Source organism: Mesorhizobium sp. 113-3-3, from assembly GCF_016756495.1.
Classification (GTDB): Bacteria; Pseudomonadota; Alphaproteobacteria; order Rhizobiales; family Rhizobiaceae; genus Mesorhizobium.
This window is the reverse complement of record NZ_AP023243.1, coordinates 3,044,047-3,065,025: the sequence shown is the minus strand read 5'-3', so window position 1 is coordinate 3,065,025 and position 20,979 is coordinate 3,044,047. Positions and strand designations below refer to the sequence as shown.

Sequence of the window (20,979 nt, the reverse complement as noted above, 5' to 3'; positions counted from 1 at the left end):
GCCTGCAATACTTCGCGGCGTCCCGTCTTTCGATTGGCCGGCAAGAACCGGAGTTTTGCGCTCTGCCGATGGTCCTAGGGATGGCTCAGGTCACCGGCGCGACCGATGCGCCGATGGCCCAGCCAAACATGAAAGGACCTCCCAATGACCAAACAGGAAGACAACAAGGCCGTCGTCGTCAGATGGTTCACCGACTTCTGGGGTGAGACCTGCGATCTGTCCGTCGTCGACGACATCGCCGCGCCCGACATGCTGCTCAAATATTCGCTGCACGAGCCGCGCCGGGGCCGCGACGACATCAAGGCCTTCATGACCGATTTCCGCGCCGCCTTCCCGGATCTCAACTTCTGGGCCACCGCCGATCTCATCGCCGAGGGCGATTATGTCGTCGGCCAGTGGGAGGGTGGCGGCACGCATACCGGCGCGGCTTTCGGCGATTTCCTCGTCGGTTCGCTGCCCGCCGCCACCGGCCGCGTCATGCGCTTCACCGGCACTACGGTGCTGAAGGTGATCGACGGCAGGATCGTCGAGGAGATCGGCCTCGACGACGGCGTCGCGGCGCTGACCCAGCTCGGCCTGATCAAGGCCGCCTGATCCGCGGGCCATCGCCGACCAGGCGATGGCCCGCTTCGATTACGATCGAAGCCCGGCAACCCTTCGGGTTTGGAAACCGCTCCGGCGCAGACATTACTTCTGCATTCAGCCATGACATCTTCGTCAACGAACCGTTGACGAAACAAGAGTAATTATAAAGATCTAATATTTGTATTTCTCCATCCTCAAAGTGTAATTGAATAGTAATACTTCATCGGCGAAATACCCCTGTTAATGCTTGGGTAGCTGGCGGGTTTTCCTCAATGAGTGCGCACACCGCGCAGCGGAACGGCGAACGCCGGCCGCTTGCCGTTTTCGACCTGGACATCGCTGCGACCAGGAGCGGTTGGATGCTGACCGCCCTATGCCTGGCCTATGCGCTGGCCGCGCTTTGCATGCAGCCAAGCTGCTATCTGCACCTAGCGCAATCTTATGCCGAGCCGTTCGTCTTCTTCCTGCCCGCGCTTCTTGCCGCCGGCCTCGGCGTCGTGGCGCTGACATTTGCCAGGCATAGCCCGACGAGGTTCATGTTCGATATGCTCAGGCAGCGCTGGCTGGGCGCCGCGCCAGTTATCCTTCTGTTCTTTCTCGGCATCACCGCCTTCACCACCTTCAAGATCGCCATCCCGGAGATCGTGCCATTCTATGCCGACCGCATGCTGGCGGAACTTGATGTCGCACTGCATGGCGCCGATCCCTGGACATGGACACACCGCGTCGTTCCCCAACCCATCTCGGCCGTCATTTTCATCGGTTACGGATATGGCTGGCACTTGCAATGGTTCGGCACTTTGCTGTTCGTCGCCTTCTGGAACAACCCTGCAGGGCGTCTGCGTTAACTCTGGGCGTTGGCGCTGACCACGATCCTGTGCGGTACCGTTCTGGCCATGGCGCTGTCTTCCGCCGGCCCGATATTCCATGACCAGTTCTACGGCGGCGACCGGTTTGCCGCCTTGCAGACCTCCCTGGCGCGCAACAGCTACGCCGCGCCGGTCCATATGTATGCCAGCTATCTGCTCACAGCCTACACGAGCGGCCGCCCCGAACTGGGCGGCGGTATCTCCGCCATGCCGAGCATGCATGTCGCCTTCGTCACGCTCAACGCGTTCTTCCTGAGTGGTTTCGGGCGCCGCTGGGCGGTCGCCGGCTGGTCTTTCGCGGCGCTCATCCTCTTCGGCTCGGTCTATACCGGCTGGCACTATGCCGTTGACGGCTACCTTTCGATCCTCGTCGTGTCCGCGATCTGGTACCTGACTGGGCGTTTCGTGCTGCCCCAGGCGAGCCACGGCACCGTCGGGATGGGACTGCCGCTGCCCGAACCGGCGCCGCAATAACCGGGACTGCCTGAGGTCCGCCGAACCACTCCACTACCTTTCGCAAGAGGCCAGGCGGCCGTCAACGCCGCCTGGCCTCCTTGCCTACTGGCTCGGCGCCATTATGTGTTCGCACGACACTTTCGGGTTCATGTCGGCGAATGTGCCGGTCGGGTTGCCCTTCCAGGCCCAGACATGCAATTCGTAGAATTCACCCAGGCCGTAGCGATTGGGGGCGCTGTTGAAGTTGAACAGCTGTCCATCCAGCGATGCTGGCCCTTTCGAGGTGATGTATTCGACCGCCACCAGCTTGAGCCGGCCGTCGGCCATCGGCTCGTACATCACGGCCTCCGGACGGGCGATGTCGATCTTGTCGTCCTTCAGATACTGGCCATTGACGTAGTGGATGCCCATGGCGCCGCCGGTGATGCCGCTGGCGCAGGGAATGGGTGCATAGCCCTCGTCTGTCGCCGCCTTGACGTCGACAAACCGGCTGTTGGCCGCCCGAACCCTGTCGGCCAGCGGATTGGCGCCGGACGCGGCTTCAGCCGCTTCCTGATGCGCCTGTGCGAGGGTGGCGCAGACGGCCAGCATGGCCCCCGCCATGACGAGCCTGTTGCGAAGATTTGATATCATGTCCATTCCATTCTGCTTGAAAAAGCACAGCTGGCCGGCCGCCGAAAATACGGCGGCGCGACGGGCAAGCGCCGTGACTGTTGTTGCTTGGAGATCCCGGGAACGACGCGGCGAATGCCGGTCATCCCTTCGGCAGATACGGGATCGTTCCGGCCAGATCGGTGTCGTCGATCAGCTGGAAGCGGCTGTCGCTGCCGCCCTGACGCGCCGAAACGAAAGGCGCATAGGCCGGATCGTTGGTGAAGGCGCGCGCCGCCGCTTCCGACGGGAACGCCATCAGCGCGATCAGCGTGGTGTCGAGCGGCTTGCCTTCAAGCGTCTTCACATTGCCGCTGCGCGACAGATATCTGCCGCCATGCTTGTGGACGATGTCGTGCACCGAGGCCGCGTATTCCGGCACCCATTTCGGGTCCTTCATCTTGATGTCGGCGATTACGTAAGCAGTCATGGTCGTCTCCTGGTTGCGGCGCACAGGGGTATCCCGTGCAACCGGCCGAAGGGCTCGCATGGCCGGCCCCTCGCCAACCAGTCCGCGATCTGTACTGGGGTGGTACAGTTTCCGTACTGGCCGCTTCATTCATGAAGGCCTAATGTTCGGCCGGCTTCGAGGGAGGAGGACCAATCATGACCCAGCACGGATACAAGCAGTTCTGCCCGCTATCGATGGCCGCCGAGGTGCTGTGCACCCGCTGGACGATGGTGCTGATGCGCGAATTGGTGGCGGGTTCGACCCGCTTCAACGATCTGCGCCGCGGCGTCCCCAAAATGTCGCCGACCCTTCTGTCGCAACGGCTGAAGGAGCTGGAGCTGGCGGGGATCGTGGAGCGCAAGGAGATCCCTGGCGAGAAGGGAATCTTCGACTACCGGCTCACCGAGGCCGGCCGCGATCTGCGCCCCGTCGTCGAGGCGATGGGGTTCTGGGGGCAGAAATGGGTCGAGTCCCGGCTGTCGCTCAAGAACCTCGATCCGTCGCTGCTGATGTGGGACATGCGGCGCAATCTGAACCCCTCGCCGCTCCCCGTCGGGCGCACGGTGATACAATTCCTGTATCAGGATCTGCCGGCGTCCAAACGCTCGTGGTGGCTGATCGTCGAAAAGCACGGCGAGGTCGACCTGTGCTGGTACGATCCGGGCTTTGACGTCGACCTCTACGTCTCGACCGACCTGCACACGATGACGGCGATCTGGATGGGGCTGCTGACCGTCGAGAAGGCCGGCGCGAAGGTTTCGCTGACGGGCGACCAGGCCATCGGCAGGAAGATGCAGACCTGGCTCGGGCTCAGTCCGTTCGCGGTGGAGCCCAAACGCGCGGCCTAGGAGAGCCAGGAATGTCGCTCCCAAAACGCGCATCGACTTTGGGTGGCATGCCGCGAAAACAAGGGCTTACAGCGAGTCTTTGAATCCGGTTGGATGCAACCCGTCGACGGGAGCGGATGCTTCGATCGGGGAGTGCTTGTTCTCGTAAGCCTCTATCAGGGTCGCGAGAACATCGAAGCGGTCACCGTCGACAGAGCCGACTTCCGGCTCATTCTCGAAATATCCGGTGATTTCGGCGATCGCCCAATCGTAATCGGCTTCGGTCTTAAGGGGTCGAATGTTTTCCATCACACCTTCTCCGGATCAATCCGGCCACATTCTTTGTTGGCAGGAAACGGGTGGCGAGGGCGGCTTCCAGCGGTTTCTATATGACCATGTTCATCACTCTGGCCAGAGACCTGAAATCCACGCCGCTGCCGGTCACCGACGATCCGCGCTGGGCGCGCATCGTGGCGCGCGACAAATCGGCGGACGGGCAATTCTGGTATTCGGTGGCGACGACCGGCGTTTACTGCCGGCCCTCCTGCCCGTCGCGGCGTGCCAATCCCGGGAATGTGCAACTGCACGACACGCTGGCTCAGGCGAAGGCGACCGGTTTTCGCGCCTGCAGGCGCTGCAACCCGGATGGTCCCTCGCTCGAGGCCGGCAATGCCGCGATGGTCGCCGACGCCTGCCGCAGGATCGAACAGAGCGAAGAGGAACCCTCGCTCGCCGAACTCGCTGATGCCGCCGGCCGCAGCGCCGGCTATTTCCACCGCGTCTTCAAGGCGATCACCGGGCTGACGCCGAAGGATTATGCCGCCGCGCACCGTGCCGCCCGGGTCCGCCAGGGTCTCGAGGACGGCGCCAGCGTGACGACGGCAATCTACGATGCCGGCTTCAATTCGAGCGGACGTTTCTACGAGAAATCCACCGGCATGCTCGGCATGACGCCGACGCGCTACCGTGCCGGCGGCGCCAATGAAGACATACGCTTTGCCGTCGGCGAATCCTCGCTCGGCGCCATACTGGTCGCGTCAAGCCGCAAGGGCGTCGCCTCGATCCTGCTCGGTGACGATCCGGACGCGCTGGTGCGCGACCTGCAGGACCGTTTCCCCAAGGCGCGGCTGATCGGCGGCGACCGCGACTACGAGGCGCTGGTCGCCCGCGTCGTCGGCTTCGTCGAGGCGCCACAGCTTGGTCTCGACCTGCCGCTCGACGTGCGCGGCACGGCCTTCCAGCAGCGCGTCTGGCAGGCCTTGCGGGGCATCCCGGTCGGTGGCACGGTTTCCTATGCCGAGATCGCCGGGCGCATCGGCGCGCCCAGGGCGACCCGCGCCATCGCCGCCGCCTGCGCCGCCAATGCGCACGCGGTCGCGATTCCCTGCCACCGCGTGATCCGCAAGGACGGCGCCCTCTCGGGTTACGCCTGGGGCGCCGAGCGCAAGCGCGCGCTGCTTGACCGCGAGGCCCAAGGGTCGACGAAGGCCTACCGGTCTTCGCGGGCCTGACGAGGACCGGCGATGCGCACGATGGCCAGGCCTTCCGCCGCCAGAGCGCAGAGCCAGAATGCCAACGGTGCCGCCATCGACGCGAAGTCACGAGTGTTGGCTGCCATCGGCGAGCTGGTTGATAGTGGCAAGGCCGAGTGGAGCCGCACCGCGACGGGCGAGGTTGAGTTGCGGCTGTTGTCGGGTGAGGTTTTCCTGCTCGGCGAGGTCGCTGTCACGCGTGTCGCCTGACATCACGCACGAAGTGCGGACGGTCCAAGTCAGCGCCGTAGGGCGCTAACCCCCGGCATCCTTCATCCTCAAGCCATGCAACTTGAATTTGAAAGCAAGCATCGGAGTGAGAGGCAGCCTGCACCCGGCTAGGGTTCAGTCACAACAAGGAGTGAAGCCAATGAACCTCATGCAAACCCATATGCCGGCGACAGCCCGCAACACCGCCGCCCTCGACACCCTCACTTACGCCATCGGCCAGTCCGCGATCGGCGCCATCCTGGCCGCGCGCAGCCCCGTCGGCGTCTGCGCCATCCTGATCGGCTCCGACGCCGACGCACTGGAACAGGACCTCGCCGACCGCTTCCCCGGCAAGATGCTGGTCGAAGACAAGGTCACCCTGCGCGGCGATCTCGCGGCGATAGCCCGCTTCATCGAAACGCCCGGTACCGGCCTCGACCTGCCGCTCGACATGCGCCACGGCACGCCGTTCCAGCAGCGCGTTTGGGAAGTGCTGCGCGCCATTCCCTGCGGCGCCACCATCACCTACACCGCGCTTGCCCGGCGCCTCGGCCGGCCGACCGGCGCGCGCGCCGTGGCGACCGCCTGTGCCGCCAACGCCATCGCGCTCGGCATTCCCTGCCACCGCGTTGTCAGAGCCGACGGCACGCCGTCGGGCTACCGCTGGGGCATCGAGCGCAAGCGCGCGCTGCTCGACAAGGAGGCTGCGATATGAACGCTTACGCCAAGGTTGCCACGGCGGCGGTGGAAGCCGCCGAGACACGCATCGCCGCTTACGACTGGCCGGCGCTGGCCGCCGAACTCGACGGCTTCGGCTGCGCGGTGATGGAAAAGCTGCTCTCGCCCGAAGAGTGCCGGCAGATCGCCGGCCTCTACCCCGAGGAAAAGCATTTCCGCAGCCACATCCACATGGCCAGGCACGGCTTCGGCAAGGGCGAGTACCGCTACTTCCGCTATCCCTTGCCGGATCTGCTCGGCGGGTTGCGTAGCGCGCTCTATCCCAGGCTGGCCGAGGTCGCCAACCGCTGGAACGAACGCATGGGCATCGCCCTGCGCTACCCCGCGACGCATGCCGAATTTCTCGACCAATGCCACGCCGCCGGCCAGGTCAGGCCGACGCCCCTTCTGCTGCAATATGTCCCCGGCGACTTCAACTGCCTGCACCAGGACCTCTATGGCGACCTCGCCTTTCCCCTGCAGGTGGCGATCCTGCTGTCCGAGCCGGGCAAGGATTTCACCGGTGGCGAATTCGCGCTGACCGAACAGCGGCCGCGCATGCAGAGCCGGGTCGAGGTGGTGCCGTTGCGCCAGGGCGATGCGGTGGCCTTCGCCGTCCACAACCGGCCGGTGCAGGGAACCAGGGGCAATTACCGCGTCAACCTGCGCCACGGCGTCAGCCGCCTGCGCTCAGGCATGCGCCACACGGTCGGTATTATTTTTCATGATGCGAAGTGAGCGTTTCTTCCTTCTCCCCTTGCGGGAGAAGGAAATGCCGCGATTCATTCCGCGTCGGCAGCGACCATCTCCAGGATCCAGGGGCACGCATAATAGTCGGCGATGCGGTCGATGACGCCGCCATCGGCGTGGATCCGCACGAAATACGCCGGCCGCCATTCCTCGCCACGCAGCCTGTCGACGACCAGCACCGCCTCGCCTTCGATCGCATCTGGCCGCATGCGCCAGGGCTCGCCGCGCTCATATTCGACGAAATAGGGCGACTCGGAGAGCAGGCCATTGTAGCAGTCCGAAACCCGCAGCCGGGCGTCGGCGCTGGTCAGTGCCCGCACCCCGTCCCAATCCCTGGCATTGAAGAGCTCGACATAGCGGTTGAGCAGCCTTTCCAGTTCCGGGTCGTGCGCGGGCGCCGCGACCGGTTGCGCCGGCAAGGCGGCGAGCTTGGCCCGGCCGCGATTGAGCGCCGACTTGACGCCGCCCGATGTCGAGCCGACCAGCTCGGCGATCTCGTCGAGCGAATGGTCGAAGACATCCTTGAGCAGCACGCAGGCGCGCTCCTTCGGCGGCAGGTGCACCACCAGCCGCTCTATGGCGTGGCCGGCGCCCGGGCCGGCGGGCTCGACGGGCAGCACGATCTCATCCCCGGCGTATCCGGCTTCGGCCTTGAGCCGCGTGTGGCGGTTGCGGATGAAGTCGATGCACCTGTTATGGGCGATGCGGAACAGCCACGGCCGCAGCGCCTGTGTGTCGTCGAGCTGCCCGATCTTGCGATAGGCCTCGAACAGCGCCTCCTGCATGATGTCCTCGCCGTCGAGGACCGAGCCGGTCATGCGCGCGCAATAGCGGTGGAGACGGACGCGCAGATGCGAGACCGTCTCCAGGAACGCCCGGTAGCGCGCGTCGAACAGGCCTTCGGGGTCGAGGCGCGGCTCGATGCCGTGCCTCGTCTCACGGAAATTGCGGATCTGCTGGTTCATCGCGGCACATCGCTCAACCTCACCGCAGCATCGCGCAGGCGCAGTGCATCCACAAGCACCAAGTGCCACCCGATCAGCCCGCTCATGGCTACGCCGCCTTGCCGCCGGCAACCGTGTCGCTGACGGCATCGTCACCGGCATCCGGCAGCCCAAGCCTCGGCCGCACCCAGGCGGCGAGGCGGCCGATCGCGTCGTCGGCTTCCGGCGCCCGGCCGGCCATCATCTGGAAGGAGTGCAGCATGTCGTCGAAGACGTCGAGACGCGCCTCGACGCCAGCCTGCCGCGCGCGCTCGGCGAACATGCGGCTTTCGTCGACCAGCGTCTCGTCGGCCCCGGCCTGCAGAAAGACGGGCGGAAAGCCCCGCAAATCGGCATAGAGCGGGCTGACCTCCGGATCGAGCCGGTCGCGGTCGCCGATGAAGTTGGTCACCAGCCAGTCGACGCCCCCCTTGGCGAAGAAAGGGTCCTTTTCGCGGTTGGTTTCGTAGCTTGCGGCGGTCAGCGCCATGTCGAACCAGCCGGAGATGATCAGCGTTGCGGCCGGCAGCGGCCGCTCCTGCGCGCGCAGCCGCTGCAGGACGCCATAGGTCAGTATCGCGCCGCAGGAATCCGCGGCAAGCGCGATCCGCCTGGTGTCGACGCCCTGGTCGGCGAGCCAGTCCCAGGCTGCCATCGCCGCCTCAAGCTGGGCCGGAAACTTGCCCTGGCTCGCCAGCGGATAGCCATAGAGCAAGGCCCGGCAGCCGACGGCCTTGGCCAGGTGGCCGACCAGCTTGCGGTGGGTGTAGATCGAGCCGCCAAGGAAGCCGCCGCCATGCGCATAAAACAGCACGCGCTCCTCGTCCGCGCCCTTCGGCACGATCCATAGCGCCGGCACGCCGCCGGCATCCACCTCGATATAGTCGACGCCGCCGGGTTCACCGGTCAGCGCCGTCCAACTTGTATCGTTGAAGTCGACGAATGCCTGCGGGCTCATTTTGCCGGCATTGGCGCCGATCGTCGCGTAGTGGTTCCTGTTTGCTTCGCTCTCGATGCTCGCCATGATGCTCTCCTGGTTACCGATCGCGGACCGCGCGACCTTTCGAGAAGCAGAGACGGATGGGCTGACAAAAAGGATACGTCGCCCGCGCATGATTCTTCCCGGATCCGGCTAACCCTCGCCCCGAAACATCGCGGCGTGGCGTTGGGCGAATTCGAGGAACGGCGTCGGCCGCACGCCGAACATGTCATGCGTCTTGAGATGCACCCGCGATTTCGGCCGTCGCAACCGTTCGGCCAGCTGTTCGTCCAGCGCATCGGCGAAGATCGCCGGAATGCCGCTGGCCAGCAGGTTGCGCCGCCGCTCTTCGGGGCTGACATCGACATAGCGGACCGGCTTGCCGATCGCCTGCGATATCAGCGACGCTATAGCGCTCATCGTCAACGCCTGCGGCCCGGTCATATCGAGGCTCTCGCCCGCATGGCCACCGTCGCGCAGCAGCCGGAAGGCCACCTTGGCGATATCCTCGACATCGACCGGCGACAGTTCGGTCTCGCCGAGCGCGAGATAGAATGCGCCCTCGGCGGCAATGGTCGGCGCGTCGCGCAGGTAGACCTGCATGAACTGGCTGGGGCGCAGATGCGTCCATGCCATGCCGGCCCCTTCCAGATAGCGCTCGACCTCTTCATGCATGCGGGTGAAGCGGAACTTCGTCGCGTCATAGCCGATGTTGGATTCGGCGCCGGAGAATTTTATCACATGCGCGACACCGGCCTGCCTGCAGGCATCGATGAAACGGCACTGCGTTTGCGTCATGTCTTCGGCTGCGGTCGAAATCATCAGCACGCGCTCGATGCCGTCGAGTGCCGCGCCAAGTGTGTCCGCCCGGCGCATGTCGCCGGCGACCAGTTCGACGCCGGCAAGGCCGCCGAGCCCAGCCGCTGATGCCCGGCCGGGATCGCGCACCAGCGCCCTCACCTTATGCTTCTGCCGCGCGAACTCGCGCACGATCGCTTTGCCGTTCAGGCCGGCTGCCCCTGTCACCAGGATCATCGTCTTTCTCCGTCTCGGGATTGATGCGAGCCGCCCTGCCGGCGACCGCACCTTGAAGACGAAGAAACGAAGGCAAAGGATTCCGCCCAAACATCTTTTGTCAGCAGGACGCTTTCGCCGTGCCGCGATCACCGCGCCGGGGCGTAGCGGTTCACCACCATGCCGCAGGCATAGGCCTTCGAGCCGAGCAGACGCAGTTTTCCAAAGCCGCCCTGGTCGAAGATGCGCAGGCCGGCGCTCAGCACGGCCGGATTGATGAACAGCTGGAACTCGTCGACCAGCCCGGCCGCGATCAGCGACGAGGCGAAGCCCGCGCCGCCGAAGACGGCGATGTCGCCGCCCTCGCTCGCCTTCAGCGCCTCGACCTCGCGCGGCAGGTCGCCGCTCACCACCGTCGTGCGCTCCCACCGCGAGGTTTTCAGCCTGTCGCTCGGCACCACCTTCCGGGCGTCCACGATACGCTGGGCGAAGGCATAGAACGGATCACGTGGAAACTTCTTCGCCGCATTGCCCCAATGGCTGAGATAGCCTTCCTCGGCCATCTTGCGGCTGAGCAGGATGGTGTCGATACCGGTGAAGAAGGCGTTGAAATCGCGCTTCAGCTCCTCGTCCCAGCCGATGTCGTCGCCCCATTCCCAGAGTTGCCAGCGATGGTCGTCATTGACGCCGACAAAACCGTCGACCGATATCTGCATCTGAAGGATCAGCTTTTTCACGGTCGTCTCCTCGTTTGTCCGGCTCAAGCGAAATTGCTTTACTTTTGGAACCATTGACGTATGGGAAAAATGATGTCAATAGTAAAGTGATTTAAAAATGGAACCATAGACATGTCGACGCGCGAAAAGTCCGGCTGCCCGATCAACTTGTCGCTCGAACTGCTCGGCGACCGCTGGACGCTGCTCATCATCCGCGACCTGGTCTTCGCCGGGAAAAAGCATTTTCGCGAGTTCCTGCAGTCGGACGAAGGCATCTCCTCACGCACGCTGGCCGAGCGGCTGCAGACGCTGCAGGATGAAGGCATCCTCACCCGCAGCGACGATCCGAGCCACGGGCTGAAGGCGATCTACCGGCTGACGGAAGCCGGCATCGACCTTCTGCCGGTGCTGGCCACGCTCGGCGCCTGGGGCAGCAAGCACCGCAAGGCCGACGACAAGCTGGCCCGCATCGCCGACGAACTGGCGGCCGGCGGCGAACCGGCGCTGGAACGGATCAAGGCAGCGCTGCGGGCCGAGCATCTGGCGAAAACATGATCGTGCCCCGAGCCGGGGCGTGCCCAACTGCGCGGCGGATCGTCAGCGATCGTCATACTGATCGTGAAGGCGGACCCAATCGCCCAGCGTATGGGATGGCCCATTTTCATTGCGGCCCATGGGAGTGAGGTCGAGATAGCTGTAGGTACCGATCAGGTTCTCGCCGCCCCGGCCCCGCACCTGGAACGTGCAGTAGATCGTGCCATCGTCATCCCTGTAGAAAACCGTCGCGCCGCCGCGATCCCTGCCCGTCATCGCGACCTCTTCGAAATTGAACAGCACCTTGCCCGAACGGATCTGGTCCTCGGTGAACGACACCTGGAAGTCGAAATTGAAATCGCTCCCGAATGACGAAACCCAATCGAACTGCCAGTTCATCCGCGCCTTGAAATCCATGAGCTCGGCCAGAGGAGCGCGTGCGCAGACGACCAGCGAGACGTCGTGATGCCTCAGATGCTGGTTGGCGGCGTCGATGTGGTCGCAAAGGAATGAACAGCCGGTGCAGCGATAGTCCGCATTGGGCGGAAACATGAAGTGATAGATGATCAACTGGCTGCGGCCCTTGAAGAGGTCGGCCAGAGATTTCTTTCCCTGGATGGTGTCGAACGCGTAGGGCTTGTCGATCCGAAGCCACGGCAGTGCCCGCCGCTCCGCCGCGAGTTGCTGGCGCTGGCGCGTCAACGCCTTCTCTTTTTCGAGATGCGCCTTGTGCGCTTCAAACCAGTCCGAGTAAGGCGCGATGATGTGGTCGGTCATGTCGTTCTCCTTCCGCACTCAGGCGTATGATGGCAGCCTCGTTGCCTGTCTTTAAGACGTCGTCGAAGACCGCGTTCCGACAATGGCGGCGCAATTTTCGCGGGAAGAGCGCCGATGACACAGCCGGACGCGGACATGGCGCTTGACAGCCATACACGTTTTGTTCTCTATTCGTTCCAATCCATCAGCAACTATGGATATGCAGCCGGATGGAAACGACCGCCACCATCCTGCATGCCGATCTCGATGCCTTCTATGCCTCGGTCGAGCAATTGCTCGACCCGTCGCTGCGCGGCAAGCCGATCGCGGTCGGTGGCGGCGTGGTACTGGCCGCCTCCTACGAGGCGCGCGTCTTCGGCGTGCGCGGCGGCATGCCGGGGCGCAAGGCGCGCGAGCTTTGCCCGCAGTTGATCTTCGTCGGCGGGAATTTCAGCCACTACCAGCGGCTGGGCGACGCGGCGATAAAAGTGCTCGACGATTTCACGCCGGTGGTCGAGCGCATTTCCATCGACGAGGCCTTCGCCGATGTCGCCGGCTGCACGCATCTGTTCGGGCAACCGCGGGAGATCGCCACGGCGATCCGCCGCCGCGTGCGGGCCGAACTCGGCCTGCCGATCTCGATCGGCGTCGCCCGCACCAAGCATCTGGCCAAGATCGCCTCGCAGGTCGCCAAGCCCGACGGGCTGGTGGTGGTCGATCCCGGCACGGAACTCGCCTTCCTGCATGATCTGCCGGTCTCGCTGATGTGGGGCGTCGGTCCGGCGACCAGGGCGCGGCTGGCCGAAATCGGCATCCAGACCATCGGCGAGCTGGCCAGGACGCATAGCGGCGCGCTGACGCGGCTGCTCGGCCCCGCCGCCGGCGAAAAGCTCGCCGCTCTCGCATGGAACCGCGACCCTAGGAAACTGGAGACCAGTCGCAGGGCGCACTCGGCCGGCGCGCAATCGGCCCTCGGCCGGAAGCCGGCCGTGGCGCGGGTGATCGTGCCCACCTTGCTGCATCTGGCCGACCGCGTCGCCAGCCGGCTGCGCGCCAAGGCGCGGCCCGGCCGCACCGTGACGGTGCGCGTGCGCTTTGCCGATCTCAGCGCCGTCACGCGCTCGATCACGCTGGATCAGCCGATCTCGGCGACCACCATGCTGGCCGAGATCGCCGGCGACCTGGTGCGCGGCGTGCTCGCCGACCATCCACGGGAAAAGACGATCTCGCTGCTGGCGATCTCGGTCTCGCATCTGGAGGAGAGCGCCGAGCTGCAGCTCGACCTGCCGCTCGGCCTCGCCGACGAGAAGCGCCGCCCCGGCAGCAAAAAAGGCCTCGCCCGCTTCGGCGCCGACCGCGCCATCGACAAGATCCGCGAACGTTTCGGCAAGCAGGCGGTCGGCTACGGCACGGTGGCGCTGGAAGCGGCACGCTCCGTGCCCGACGAATTCAGGGAACTGGCGGAGAAGGAATTGTGAGCTATCTGCCGGTGCGCCAATAGCGATGCACCTTCACGCCGCTGCCGCTTCCCCCATGCCAGGGTTCGCAGGCGATACCGTCCTTGTCGGCATCATGTGTCGGCCAATAGCCCGGCTGCCCCCGATATGCGGGCGCAAGCCCGACGGCGCGGGCGGCTGCACAGTTCGGGAACGCGGCGAAGTGCCTTAAGGCGGCGAGCGGGGAGTCGATCTGGATGCCGACAAAGCCATAGGCGATGTAGCCGGACAGGAGGATGAACGGCGCGAAAAGAGCCAGGTATTTCAGCCTGCCGTGGCGACGAGTTGCAGGCCAATGCAAGAATGGCAGAAGCATTCCCGAGGTGCCCCCTGCTTCAGACCCCTAAACAAATCTATCTTCACCGGGCCGTCGCGACAACCGGCACGCTTGCCAAACCCCGCCGTGCCGCCCATACAGCGGCGTGGGCGGATCGCCCGCCCGAGAAGTCCGCACCTCTCCATCTTGCCCGGGGATACTGTCCGATGCCAGCGACGCCGTGCCCTTGGTCGAAGCCTTGACGGCCTCCTCCCCTGCCCCGTCACCCTCTCTTGCCACCCTTGGATGGTCGGAGTTTTTCGGCGACCAGCTTGAACCGGGCGATGCAGACCTCATCCCGACCCGCATCGCCATGGTCCATCGAGACCGGCTGAGCGGCCTGTCCCAGACGGGACAAACCGACCTGACGCTGGCGCCGCAGGCTACCACCGGCGACTATGCCGTCGGCGACTGGGTGCTGGTCGAGCCGCATGGCCACCTCGTGCGGCGTCGCCTGACCCGCAAGACGGTTCTGGAACGCCGCGTCCAGGGCGGCAGGGGGCCACAGCTGGCCGCCGCCAATGTCGACACGCTGTTCATCGTCACCTCCTGCAATGCCGACTTCAACATCGCCCGGCTCGAACGCTATCTGGCGCTCGCCAACGAGGCCGGAACGACGCCCGTGATCCTGTTGACCAAGGCCGATACGGCTGAAGACGCCGAGACATACCGGAGCCAGGCCGCCGCGCTGCAGCGCGGATTGGCGGTGGTGACGCTGAACCCGCGCATAGCGGGCGCCGCGAGCGCACTCGCTGCCTGGTGCGGCACGGGGCAGACGGTGACGCTGATCGGTTCCTCCGGCGTCGGCAAATCGACGCTGGTCAATACGCTGGCCGGATCGGCGCAGCAATCGCCGCAGCAGACCGGGGCCATCCGCGAACACGATGCCAAGGGGCGCCACACCACCACGGCGCGCTCCTTGCATGCCATTGCCGGTGGCGGCTGGGTGATCGACACGCCGGGCATGCGCACGCTGCAGGTCAGCGACGTCGCCTACGGCATCGACACGCTGTTCGCCGAAATCACCGAGTTGGCGCCGCTCTGCAAATTCCGCGACTGCACGCATGTCCACGAACCGGGCTGCGCGGTGCAGGCCGCCTTGAAGGCCGGCACGCTCGATCCGGAACGCCTTGCCCGCTGGCGCAAACTGTCCGAAGAAAACCAGAACAACACGCCGGTGCAGAGCGGCCCGCGCGGAGCCAAGTCACCCGTCGGTCGCGGCAAGAGGCGCTGAACGACCGCCCTACTGCCCTACTGCCCTACTGCCCTACTGCCCTACTGCCCTACTGCCCTACTGCCCTACTGCCCTCAAAGCCGCGCCGTGCCGAAAATCCGGTCCCAGACCAGCGACGTCACGCCGAAATTGGCGTTGTCATCGATATGGTGGTGCACCGCGTGGCGGCGCTTGAGCGTGTAGAGGTAGCTGGGATGGGCGGGGTGCCAGTGATGGATCATGTGGTGGACGCTGATGTACCAGAGATAGCCCAGCATCAGCCCACAGGCGACCGCGCTGGCGGTCGCGAAATCCGAAACCAGCCAGACGGGCAGCGCGATCAGCGCATGCACGCCAAGACTGAGCCAGGTCGGTGTGCCCACCGGGCTGCGCTCATCGTCGTGATGGCGGTCGTGCAGGTCCCTGATGTAGGGAACGTGATGAAGGACGAACCGGTGCAGGACGTATTCAATCAACGTCCACAGGCCGAGACAGATCACCACCGTACCGATCCAGTCCGGCGCGCTCTCTTCCCCGGCCTCGATCAGCCCGGCCACGCCCAGGAGGGCGATCGCCAAGGGATAGACCACGAAATCGCTGTAGTAGCCGATCAGACCGAGTTGCATTCGATGCCCCCAACTGATTTTCGACGCCGCCCAACAAAGGACGCTATCAGATTGCCGAACTCGCGGGTGAGGTGCAATCCGGATGTATCTGACATAGCGTCGCAATTTCCCGGTGCAAGTTCAGCACATAGGATCGACTGAAGAATCGGCCGACCTCGCACCGACGCCGCAAACGGACATGCAATAATGGCAAAACGCAGTGCGGGCCTGCTGATTTATCGTCGAAGCGATGGCGATATCCGCGTGCTGCTGATTCACCCCGGCGGCCCGTTCTGGGCAAGGAAGGATGACGGCGCCTGGTCGATCCCGAAAGGCCTCGTCGATGAGAACGAGGACGAACTGGCGGCCGCGCAACGCGAGACCCAGGAAGAGCTCGGCATCACGGTCGACGGCCCCTTCGAGCGCCTCGGCGACTACAAGCAGCCGGGCGGCAAGGTCGTCATCGCCTGGTCCGTCGAGGCCGCCATCGAGATCGATGTGGCCACGATCAAGAGCAACAGCTTCACCATGGAATGGCCGCCGCGCTCCGGGTCGATGAAGGCGTTTCCGGAGGTCGACAGAGCCGGCTGGTTCAGCCTGCCCGAAGCCGAGGTAAAAATTCTACAGGGGCAGCGCCCGATGCTGTCGGATCTGGCGAAGCGGCTGGGATAGAGTGATTGCCGGTGGCAAAGCTGCAACCTCCCCCCTCGTGGGGGAGATTGGCTAACTTCCAAACCGCGCCGCCGTCCACGCCCCGCCCGCCGCGTTCGACGCCACCGCCGCGGCGACAAACTTCACGCCGCGCGCGCCATCGACCACATCGGGCACCTGCGCCGCGCGCGCCGGATCGACCGTGCCCCCGGAGCGATGCGCGCGAATAATGTCGGCGGCGTCGCGGTAGAAATTGGCGAAGGCCTCGATATAGCCTTCGGGATGCGCTGCCGGCATGCGCGACACGCGCCGGCTCTCGGCGGTCGAACCATGGCCGCCACGCACCAGCGTGCGGGTTTCCTCACCATAGGGCGAGAAGCGCAGTTCCTCCGGCCGCCCGCCCGACCATTCGAGCCCGGCCTTGTCGCCATAGATGCGCACGGATAGATCATTGTAGTGGCCGGGCGAGGTCTGGCTGGCCAGGATCGTGCCGCGTGCGCCATCCGTCCAGCGCACCATCACATGCGCATTGTCGTCGAGCCGGCGTCCGGGCACTGCGGTGAACAGGTCCGCCGATACCGCCTCGGCCTCGCGGCCGGAAATATAGCTTGCCAGATTGAAGGCATGCACGCCGATATCGGCCAGCACCGCCGACTGCCCAGCGCGTGCCGGATCGGTGCGCCATTCCGCCTGCTTCTGGCCTTCGGCGTCGATCGGTTTGGTCAGCCAGTCCTGGATATAGGCGCCATGCACGGAGACGATGCGGCCAAGCTCGCCAGCCATGACCATTTCGCGCGCCTGGCGGACCATGGCGTAGCCGGTGTTGTTCAGCGTGACGACGAAGCGGCGGTTTTTGGCGCGCGCCAGCGCCACCAGCGCCTCGGCGTCACTGAGCGTCGTCGACAGCGGCTTGTCGCAGATCACGTCGATGCCGGCCTCGAGGAAGGCCGTGGCGATCGGCGCGTGCAGATGATTGGGCGTGACGATGACCACCGCCTCGATGCCGTCAGGCCGCGCGGCTTCCGCCAACGCCATCGCATGATAATCGGCATAGCTGCGCTCCGGTGCGATGCCGATCTCGGCGGCGGAGGCGGCGGCATTTTCAGGGTCGGATGACAGCGCGCCAGCCACCAGCGCGATCTGGTCGTCAAGACGCATGGCCAGCCGATGCACCGCGCCGATGAAGGCATTGCGTCCGCCGCCGACCATGCCGACCCTCAGGCGCTTGCCCGCCGACCCATCCGATGTTGCATAGACCATGTTTTCTCCTCCGGGTAGATCATTGGCGACGCGCCAAGCCCCGGCTACCACTTTCGAACACAATTTCCAATTTCCGTATTGTAATACGATTGTGCCACGCTAGCCTGAGATGATGAGTGGGGCGGGCAAATCTTCGGGACGATCTCTCAGCGACGAAGCGGCGACGCGCAAGCGCGGGCGCTCTCTTGCCGCGTTGGGCTATATCCAGCCGCAGACCTATGAGGAACTGCGCGCCGTGCTCTCTTCCGGCACCGTGCATTTCCCCAAGCGGCTGCGTCAGGTGGCGATCTTCATGTGGCAGCATCCGAGCGACGTCGCGCTCGGCACCATCGCCCAGGTGGCCGCGCAGGCGGGCGTACAGCCTTCGACGCTGGTGCGTTTCGCCCAGATCTTCGGCTATTCCGGCTTTTCCGATTTCCAGGGCCTGTTCAAGGAGCACGTCAAGGGCTCCTGGCCGGAAGCGCGCGGCGAGCCGCGCACCGAGCCCGAGCCCAATGCCGCCATGCATTTCCTGCATGGCATGATCGGCGCCTCGCAGGCTTCGCTCGGCCGCATCGAGGCCGGCTTCGACGTCCAGAGCTTCGAGACGATGGTGACGCTGCTGGCGGCAGCCGACCTGATCTACGTCATCGGCTCCAAGCGCGCCTTCCCGGTCACCGCCTATCTGTCGCTGACCTTGTCGCAGCAGGGCGTGCGCAACGTGCTGGTCGACAATGTCGGCTCCTCGGCGCTCGACCAGGTCGGCTGCATCGGCGGCCGGGACGCGGTGCTGGCCGTTTCCTTCAGCCCCTACAATTCGATCACGCCCGACCTGGTCGCGGTGGCGCATGAGCGCAAGGCCCCCATCGTCACCATCACCGACAGCACCTTCAGCCCGCTCATCCCCTTGTCGGACAGCTGGCTGGAAGTGGTGGAATCCGACTTCGCCGGCTTCCGCTCGCTGGCAGCCTCGCTGGCGGTCGGCATGGCGCTGGTCCAAGGCGTTGCCGCGCGGCGCGGCACATAGGCGCCGCTGGCACAATTGACTATCGGGAATTGCCATTCCATATTTTGAAAAATAGAAACTTTGTTCCGGGAGGAGGAATGGAGCTTCATCTCCAAGGCAAGGTCGTCCTGGTCACCGGCGCGACGCAAGGCATCGGCCGCGCCATCGCCGAGACTCTGGCGCGTTCCGGCGCCGGCGGCCTGCTGATCACCGGACGCGACGGCAAACGCGGCGACGCCGTGGCGGCGGAACTGTCGGCCGCCGGCACGCCGACCGTCTTCGTCGCCGCCGACCTCGGAGACGCGAAAACCCCTGCTTTGCTGGCGCAGGCCTGCATCGACCGCTTCGGCCGCATCGACGGCCTCGTCAACGCCGCGGGGCTGACCGACCGCGCCTCCTTCCTCGATGCCGGCCTCGACGACTGGGCGTCGCTGTTCGCGGTCAATGCGCGCGCGCCGTTCTTCCTGATGCAGGCGGCGATCGCCGACATGCGGAAGCGCGGGGAGCCCGGCGCCATCGTCAACATCCTGTCGATCAACGCCCATTGCGGCTCCCCGGAACTCGCCGTCTACTCCGCCACCAAGGGCGCGCTGGCAACGTTGACCAAGAACGCCGCCAACGCCCACCGCTTCGACCGCATCCGCGTCAACGGCATCAATGTCGGCTGGACCGACACGCCGGCCGAACGCGTCATGCAGGCCGAGACGCTGGGCCATGGCCCCGGCTGGCTCGACGCCGCCAACGCCGCGCAGCCTTTCGGCAGGCTGCTCAAGCCGGACGACATCGCCAACCTTGCGGTCTTCCTGCTTTCCGACGCGGCCGGGCCGATGACCGGCGCCGTGATCGACCAGGAACAGTCGGTGATCGGGGCGAACCGGTGAACGCTGCTTCGACATCGCCGGAAACACTGGGGCCGGCCTTGCTGGACCGGCTTCCGGCCGCGGTGCAGACGCCTGGATATGACCGGACAACCCTGGCGCCCGGCATGGCGCATCTCGGCGTCGGCGCCTTCCACCGCAGCCATCAGGCCGAATACACCGATGATTTGCTGGCGCGCCAGTTCGACCGCTGGGGCGTCGTCGGCATCAACATCCGCCCACCCACCCTTGCCGACACCCTCGGCCGCCAAGGCGGGCTCTACACAAGGCTGATCCGCGAAAACAGCCACATCGAGGCGCGTATCATCGGCAGCATCGTCCGCGTGGTGGACAGCCAGGACAGTGCCGCACCGGCGCTCGGCGTGCTCTCCTCATCCGACATCGAACTGGTGACGATGACGGTGACCGAGAAAGGCTATTGCCACATCCCGTCGAGCGGCGCGCTCGATCTCGACCATCCCGACATCGTCCATGATCTCGCCAACCCTCATGCGCCGCGCAGCGTGCCCGGCATCCTTGCGCGGGCGCTGGAAATGCGCCGGGCCACGCATGGCCGGCCGCTGACGCTGCTCTCCTGCGACAACATCCCGGCAAATGGCGTCATCCTGGAAACTGTCGTGCGGAGCTTTGCCGAACGGCGGGGCAATGGCTTAGCCGACTGGATCGTGGCCAATGCCGCCTTCCCTTCCGCCATGGTCGACCGCATCGCACCGGCGGTGACGCAGGATGACATCGACAGCGTCGAACAATGGTTCGGCTACCGCGATGCGGCCGTCGCCGTCTGCGAGCCGTTCCGGCAATGGGTGATCGAGCAGAAATTCGCCGGCCGCGTGCCGCGCTGGGACCTGGTCGGCGCAACCTTCGTCGACGACGTCACGCCGTTCGAGCATCTCAAGATGCGGGTGCTGAACGGCGCCCAGACGACGCTCGCCACGCTCGGCGTGCTGGCCGGGCTGGAACATACATCGGATGCCATCGCCGACCCGCTGCTGTCGGCCTTCGTCAGGCGCATGCTGGTCGAGGAGACGCTGCCGACGCTGATGCCGGTGCCCAGCATGGACCCATCGGCCTATATCGAGCAGAGCCTCGGCCGGCTGAAGAACACGGCGATCCGCCACCGCAACCACCAGATCGCCACCGACGGTTCGCAAAAGATCGTCCAGCGCCTGCTCAACCCGATCCGCGACCGCTTGAGCCAGGGCGCCAGCATCGGCCTGCTGTCGGTGCCGGTCGCCGGCTGGATGGCCTATCTCATCCAGGCCTCTGACCGCTTCGGCAAACGCTGGCCGGTGTCGGACCCCTATGCCGGCAAGGTCGCCGCGATCGCCGACGCGACCGGGCGCGATGCGCCGGCGCTGGCCTCGGCCATACTCGCAATCGACACGATTTTCGACCCAGGTCTCGCCGCGAACCCTGCGTTTCGCGCGGCCGTGGCTTCGTCGCTGGACGAGCTGCTTTCGGACGATCCGATCGCGGCTGTCCGGCACAGTCTGGAACAAGATGAGATCGCAAGGTTGAAACGATCCAAACAATCGTCATTATGAA

General features: G+C 65.2%; 26 protein-coding genes. 15 read left to right on the top strand and 11 right to left on the bottom strand.

From position 1 onward, the window contains the following. Positions 1-144 precede the first annotated feature (144 nt). The 3 genes from JG746_RS14900 (at position 145) to JG746_RS37145 (ending at position 1,928) form a co-directional block, all read left to right on the top strand. On the top strand, positions 145-594 hold the full coding sequence (locus tag JG746_RS14900; protein WP_202358814.1) for an ester cyclase: 450 nt from the start codon (positions 145-147) through the stop codon (positions 592-594). Between the two features lie 350 nt (positions 595-944). Further along, positions 945-1,433: a hypothetical protein gene (locus tag JG746_RS37150; protein ID WP_244730815.1), complete on the top strand. Its 489-nt coding sequence runs from the start codon at positions 945-947 to the stop codon at positions 1,431-1,433. A gap of 9 nt (positions 1,434-1,442) precedes the next feature. Next, positions 1,443-1,928, top strand: a complete 486-nt coding sequence (locus JG746_RS37145) for a phosphatase PAP2 family protein (protein WP_244730814.1) — start codon at positions 1,443-1,445, stop codon at positions 1,926-1,928. A gap of 84 nt (positions 1,929-2,012) precedes the next feature. Here the strand turns inward: JG746_RS37145 and JG746_RS14890 are convergent, their stop codons facing one another. Together JG746_RS14890 and JG746_RS14885 are read right to left on the bottom strand one after the other, a co-directional pair. After that, positions 2,013-2,549: a hypothetical protein gene (locus JG746_RS14890; protein WP_202358813.1), complete on the bottom strand. Its 537-nt coding sequence runs from the start codon at positions 2,547-2,549 to the stop codon at positions 2,013-2,015. 115 nt (positions 2,550-2,664) lie between these two features. Then, entirely contained in the window at positions 2,665-2,991 is a 327-nt protein-coding gene (locus tag JG746_RS14885; protein WP_202358812.1) for a DUF1330 domain-containing protein, read from the bottom strand. A 176-nt stretch (positions 2,992-3,167) separates the two neighbouring features. Between JG746_RS14885 and JG746_RS14880 the strand changes: the two genes are divergently transcribed. Continuing rightward, positions 3,168-3,860, top strand: coding sequence for a winged helix-turn-helix transcriptional regulator (locus JG746_RS14880; RefSeq protein ID WP_202358811.1), 693 nt, complete (start codon positions 3,168-3,170; stop codon positions 3,858-3,860). 66 nt (positions 3,861-3,926) lie between these two features. Here the strand turns inward: JG746_RS14880 and JG746_RS14875 are convergent, their stop codons facing one another. Beyond that, positions 3,927-4,148, bottom strand: coding sequence for a helix-turn-helix domain-containing protein (locus JG746_RS14875; RefSeq protein ID WP_202358810.1), 222 nt, complete (start codon positions 4,146-4,148; stop codon positions 3,927-3,929). An 86-nt stretch (positions 4,149-4,234) separates the two neighbouring features. On the opposite strand from JG746_RS14875, the gene ada reads away from it, so the two are divergent. The 4 genes from ada to JG746_RS14855 all read left to right on the top strand — a co-directional run bounded on the left by ada (position 4,235) and on the right by JG746_RS14855 (position 7,036). Beyond that, positions 4,235-5,350, top strand: a complete 1,116-nt coding sequence (gene ada, locus JG746_RS14870; RefSeq protein WP_202359370.1) for a bifunctional DNA-binding transcriptional regulator/O6-methylguanine-DNA methyltransferase Ada — start codon at positions 4,235-4,237, stop codon at positions 5,348-5,350. Positions 5,351-5,371: 21 nt separating this feature from the next. Further along, on the top strand, positions 5,372-5,581 hold the full coding sequence (locus JG746_RS14865) for a hypothetical protein (protein WP_244730812.1): 210 nt from the start codon (positions 5,372-5,374) through the stop codon (positions 5,579-5,581). A gap of 160 nt (positions 5,582-5,741) precedes the next feature. After that, positions 5,742-6,296: a methylated-DNA--[protein]-cysteine S-methyltransferase gene (locus JG746_RS14860; protein ID WP_202358808.1), complete on the top strand. Its 555-nt coding sequence runs from the start codon at positions 5,742-5,744 to the stop codon at positions 6,294-6,296. Then, complete coding sequence (locus JG746_RS14855; RefSeq protein WP_202358807.1) at positions 6,293-7,036, top strand: 2OG-Fe(II) oxygenase; 744 nt, start codon at positions 6,293-6,295, stop codon at positions 7,034-7,036. The genes JG746_RS14860 and JG746_RS14855 overlap by 4 nt, the downstream gene beginning before the upstream one ends. Positions 7,037-7,080: 44 nt before the next feature. Here the strand turns inward: JG746_RS14855 and JG746_RS14850 are convergent, their stop codons facing one another. The 4 genes from JG746_RS14850 to JG746_RS14835 all read right to left on the bottom strand — a co-directional run bounded on the left by JG746_RS14850 (position 7,081) and on the right by JG746_RS14835 (position 10,761). Beyond that, positions 7,081-8,013, bottom strand: a complete 933-nt coding sequence (locus JG746_RS14850; RefSeq protein ID WP_202358806.1) for a sigma-70 family RNA polymerase sigma factor — start codon at positions 8,011-8,013, stop codon at positions 7,081-7,083. Between the two features lie 88 nt (positions 8,014-8,101). Further along, complete coding sequence (locus tag JG746_RS14845) at positions 8,102-9,055, bottom strand: alpha/beta hydrolase (protein ID WP_202358805.1); 954 nt, start codon at positions 9,053-9,055, stop codon at positions 8,102-8,104. Between the two features lie 108 nt (positions 9,056-9,163). Next, positions 9,164-10,045 (bottom strand): SDR family oxidoreductase, encoded by an 882-nt coding sequence (locus tag JG746_RS14840; protein ID WP_202358804.1) that lies wholly within the window; start codon positions 10,043-10,045, stop codon positions 9,164-9,166. A 128-nt stretch (positions 10,046-10,173) separates the two neighbouring features. Next, a complete protein-coding gene (locus JG746_RS14835) occupies positions 10,174-10,761 on the bottom strand; it encodes a dihydrofolate reductase family protein (RefSeq protein ID WP_202358803.1) in 588 nt (195 codons plus the stop codon). 111 nt (positions 10,762-10,872) lie between these two features. On the opposite strand from JG746_RS14835, the gene JG746_RS14830 reads away from it, so the two are divergent. After that, positions 10,873-11,295, top strand: coding sequence for a winged helix-turn-helix transcriptional regulator (locus tag JG746_RS14830; RefSeq protein WP_202358802.1), 423 nt, complete (start codon positions 10,873-10,875; stop codon positions 11,293-11,295). Positions 11,296-11,337: 42 nt separating this feature from the next. Here the strand turns inward: JG746_RS14830 and JG746_RS14825 are convergent, their stop codons facing one another. Continuing rightward, positions 11,338-12,051 carry a DUF899 domain-containing protein gene (locus JG746_RS14825; protein WP_202358801.1) on the bottom strand — a complete coding sequence of 238 codons (714 nt, stop codon included), beginning with the start codon at positions 12,049-12,051 and terminating at the stop codon, positions 11,338-11,340. Between the two features lie 209 nt (positions 12,052-12,260). Here JG746_RS14825 and dinB point away from each other — a divergent pair, with 209 nt between their 5' ends. Beyond that, a complete protein-coding gene (gene dinB / locus JG746_RS14820; RefSeq protein WP_202358800.1) occupies positions 12,261-13,508 on the top strand; it encodes a DNA polymerase IV in 1,248 nt (415 codons plus the stop codon). 1 nt (position 13,509) lies between these two features. Here the strand turns inward: dinB and JG746_RS14815 are convergent, their stop codons facing one another. After that, positions 13,510-13,842: an excalibur calcium-binding domain-containing protein gene (locus tag JG746_RS14815; protein WP_202358799.1), complete on the bottom strand. Its 333-nt coding sequence runs from the start codon at positions 13,840-13,842 to the stop codon at positions 13,510-13,512. 181 nt (positions 13,843-14,023) lie between these two features. Between JG746_RS14815 and rsgA the strand changes: the two genes are divergently transcribed. Further along, entirely contained in the window at positions 14,024-15,076 is a 1,053-nt protein-coding gene (gene rsgA / locus JG746_RS14810; RefSeq protein WP_202358798.1) for a ribosome small subunit-dependent GTPase A, read from the top strand. 74 nt (positions 15,077-15,150) lie between these two features. Here rsgA and JG746_RS14805 read toward each other — a convergent pair whose 3' ends face one another. Beyond that, on the bottom strand, positions 15,151-15,681 hold the full coding sequence (locus JG746_RS14805; protein WP_202358797.1) for a sterol desaturase family protein: 531 nt from the start codon (positions 15,679-15,681) through the stop codon (positions 15,151-15,153). A 186-nt stretch (positions 15,682-15,867) separates the two neighbouring features. Here JG746_RS14805 and JG746_RS14800 point away from each other — a divergent pair, with 186 nt between their 5' ends. Then, positions 15,868-16,332, top strand: coding sequence for an NUDIX domain-containing protein (locus JG746_RS14800; RefSeq protein ID WP_202358796.1), 465 nt, complete (start codon positions 15,868-15,870; stop codon positions 16,330-16,332). 51 nt (positions 16,333-16,383) lie between these two features. Here JG746_RS14800 and JG746_RS14795 read toward each other — a convergent pair whose 3' ends face one another. Continuing rightward, complete coding sequence (locus JG746_RS14795; protein ID WP_202358795.1) at positions 16,384-17,571, bottom strand: Gfo/Idh/MocA family protein; 1,188 nt, start codon at positions 17,569-17,571, stop codon at positions 16,384-16,386. Between the two features lie 112 nt (positions 17,572-17,683). Between JG746_RS14795 and JG746_RS14790 the strand changes: the two genes are divergently transcribed. The 3 genes from JG746_RS14790 (at position 17,684) to JG746_RS14780 (ending at position 20,978) form a co-directional block, all read left to right on the top strand. After that, positions 17,684-18,577, top strand: coding sequence for a MurR/RpiR family transcriptional regulator (locus JG746_RS14790; protein ID WP_202359369.1), 894 nt, complete (start codon positions 17,684-17,686; stop codon positions 18,575-18,577). A gap of 77 nt (positions 18,578-18,654) precedes the next feature. Beyond that, positions 18,655-19,437, top strand: coding sequence for an SDR family oxidoreductase (locus JG746_RS14785; protein WP_202358794.1), 783 nt, complete (start codon positions 18,655-18,657; stop codon positions 19,435-19,437). Then, positions 19,434-20,978: a mannitol dehydrogenase family protein gene (locus tag JG746_RS14780; RefSeq protein WP_202358793.1), complete on the top strand. Its 1,545-nt coding sequence runs from the start codon at positions 19,434-19,436 to the stop codon at positions 20,976-20,978. The genes JG746_RS14785 and JG746_RS14780 overlap by 4 nt, the downstream gene beginning before the upstream one ends. Position 20,979: the final 1 nt, after the last annotated feature.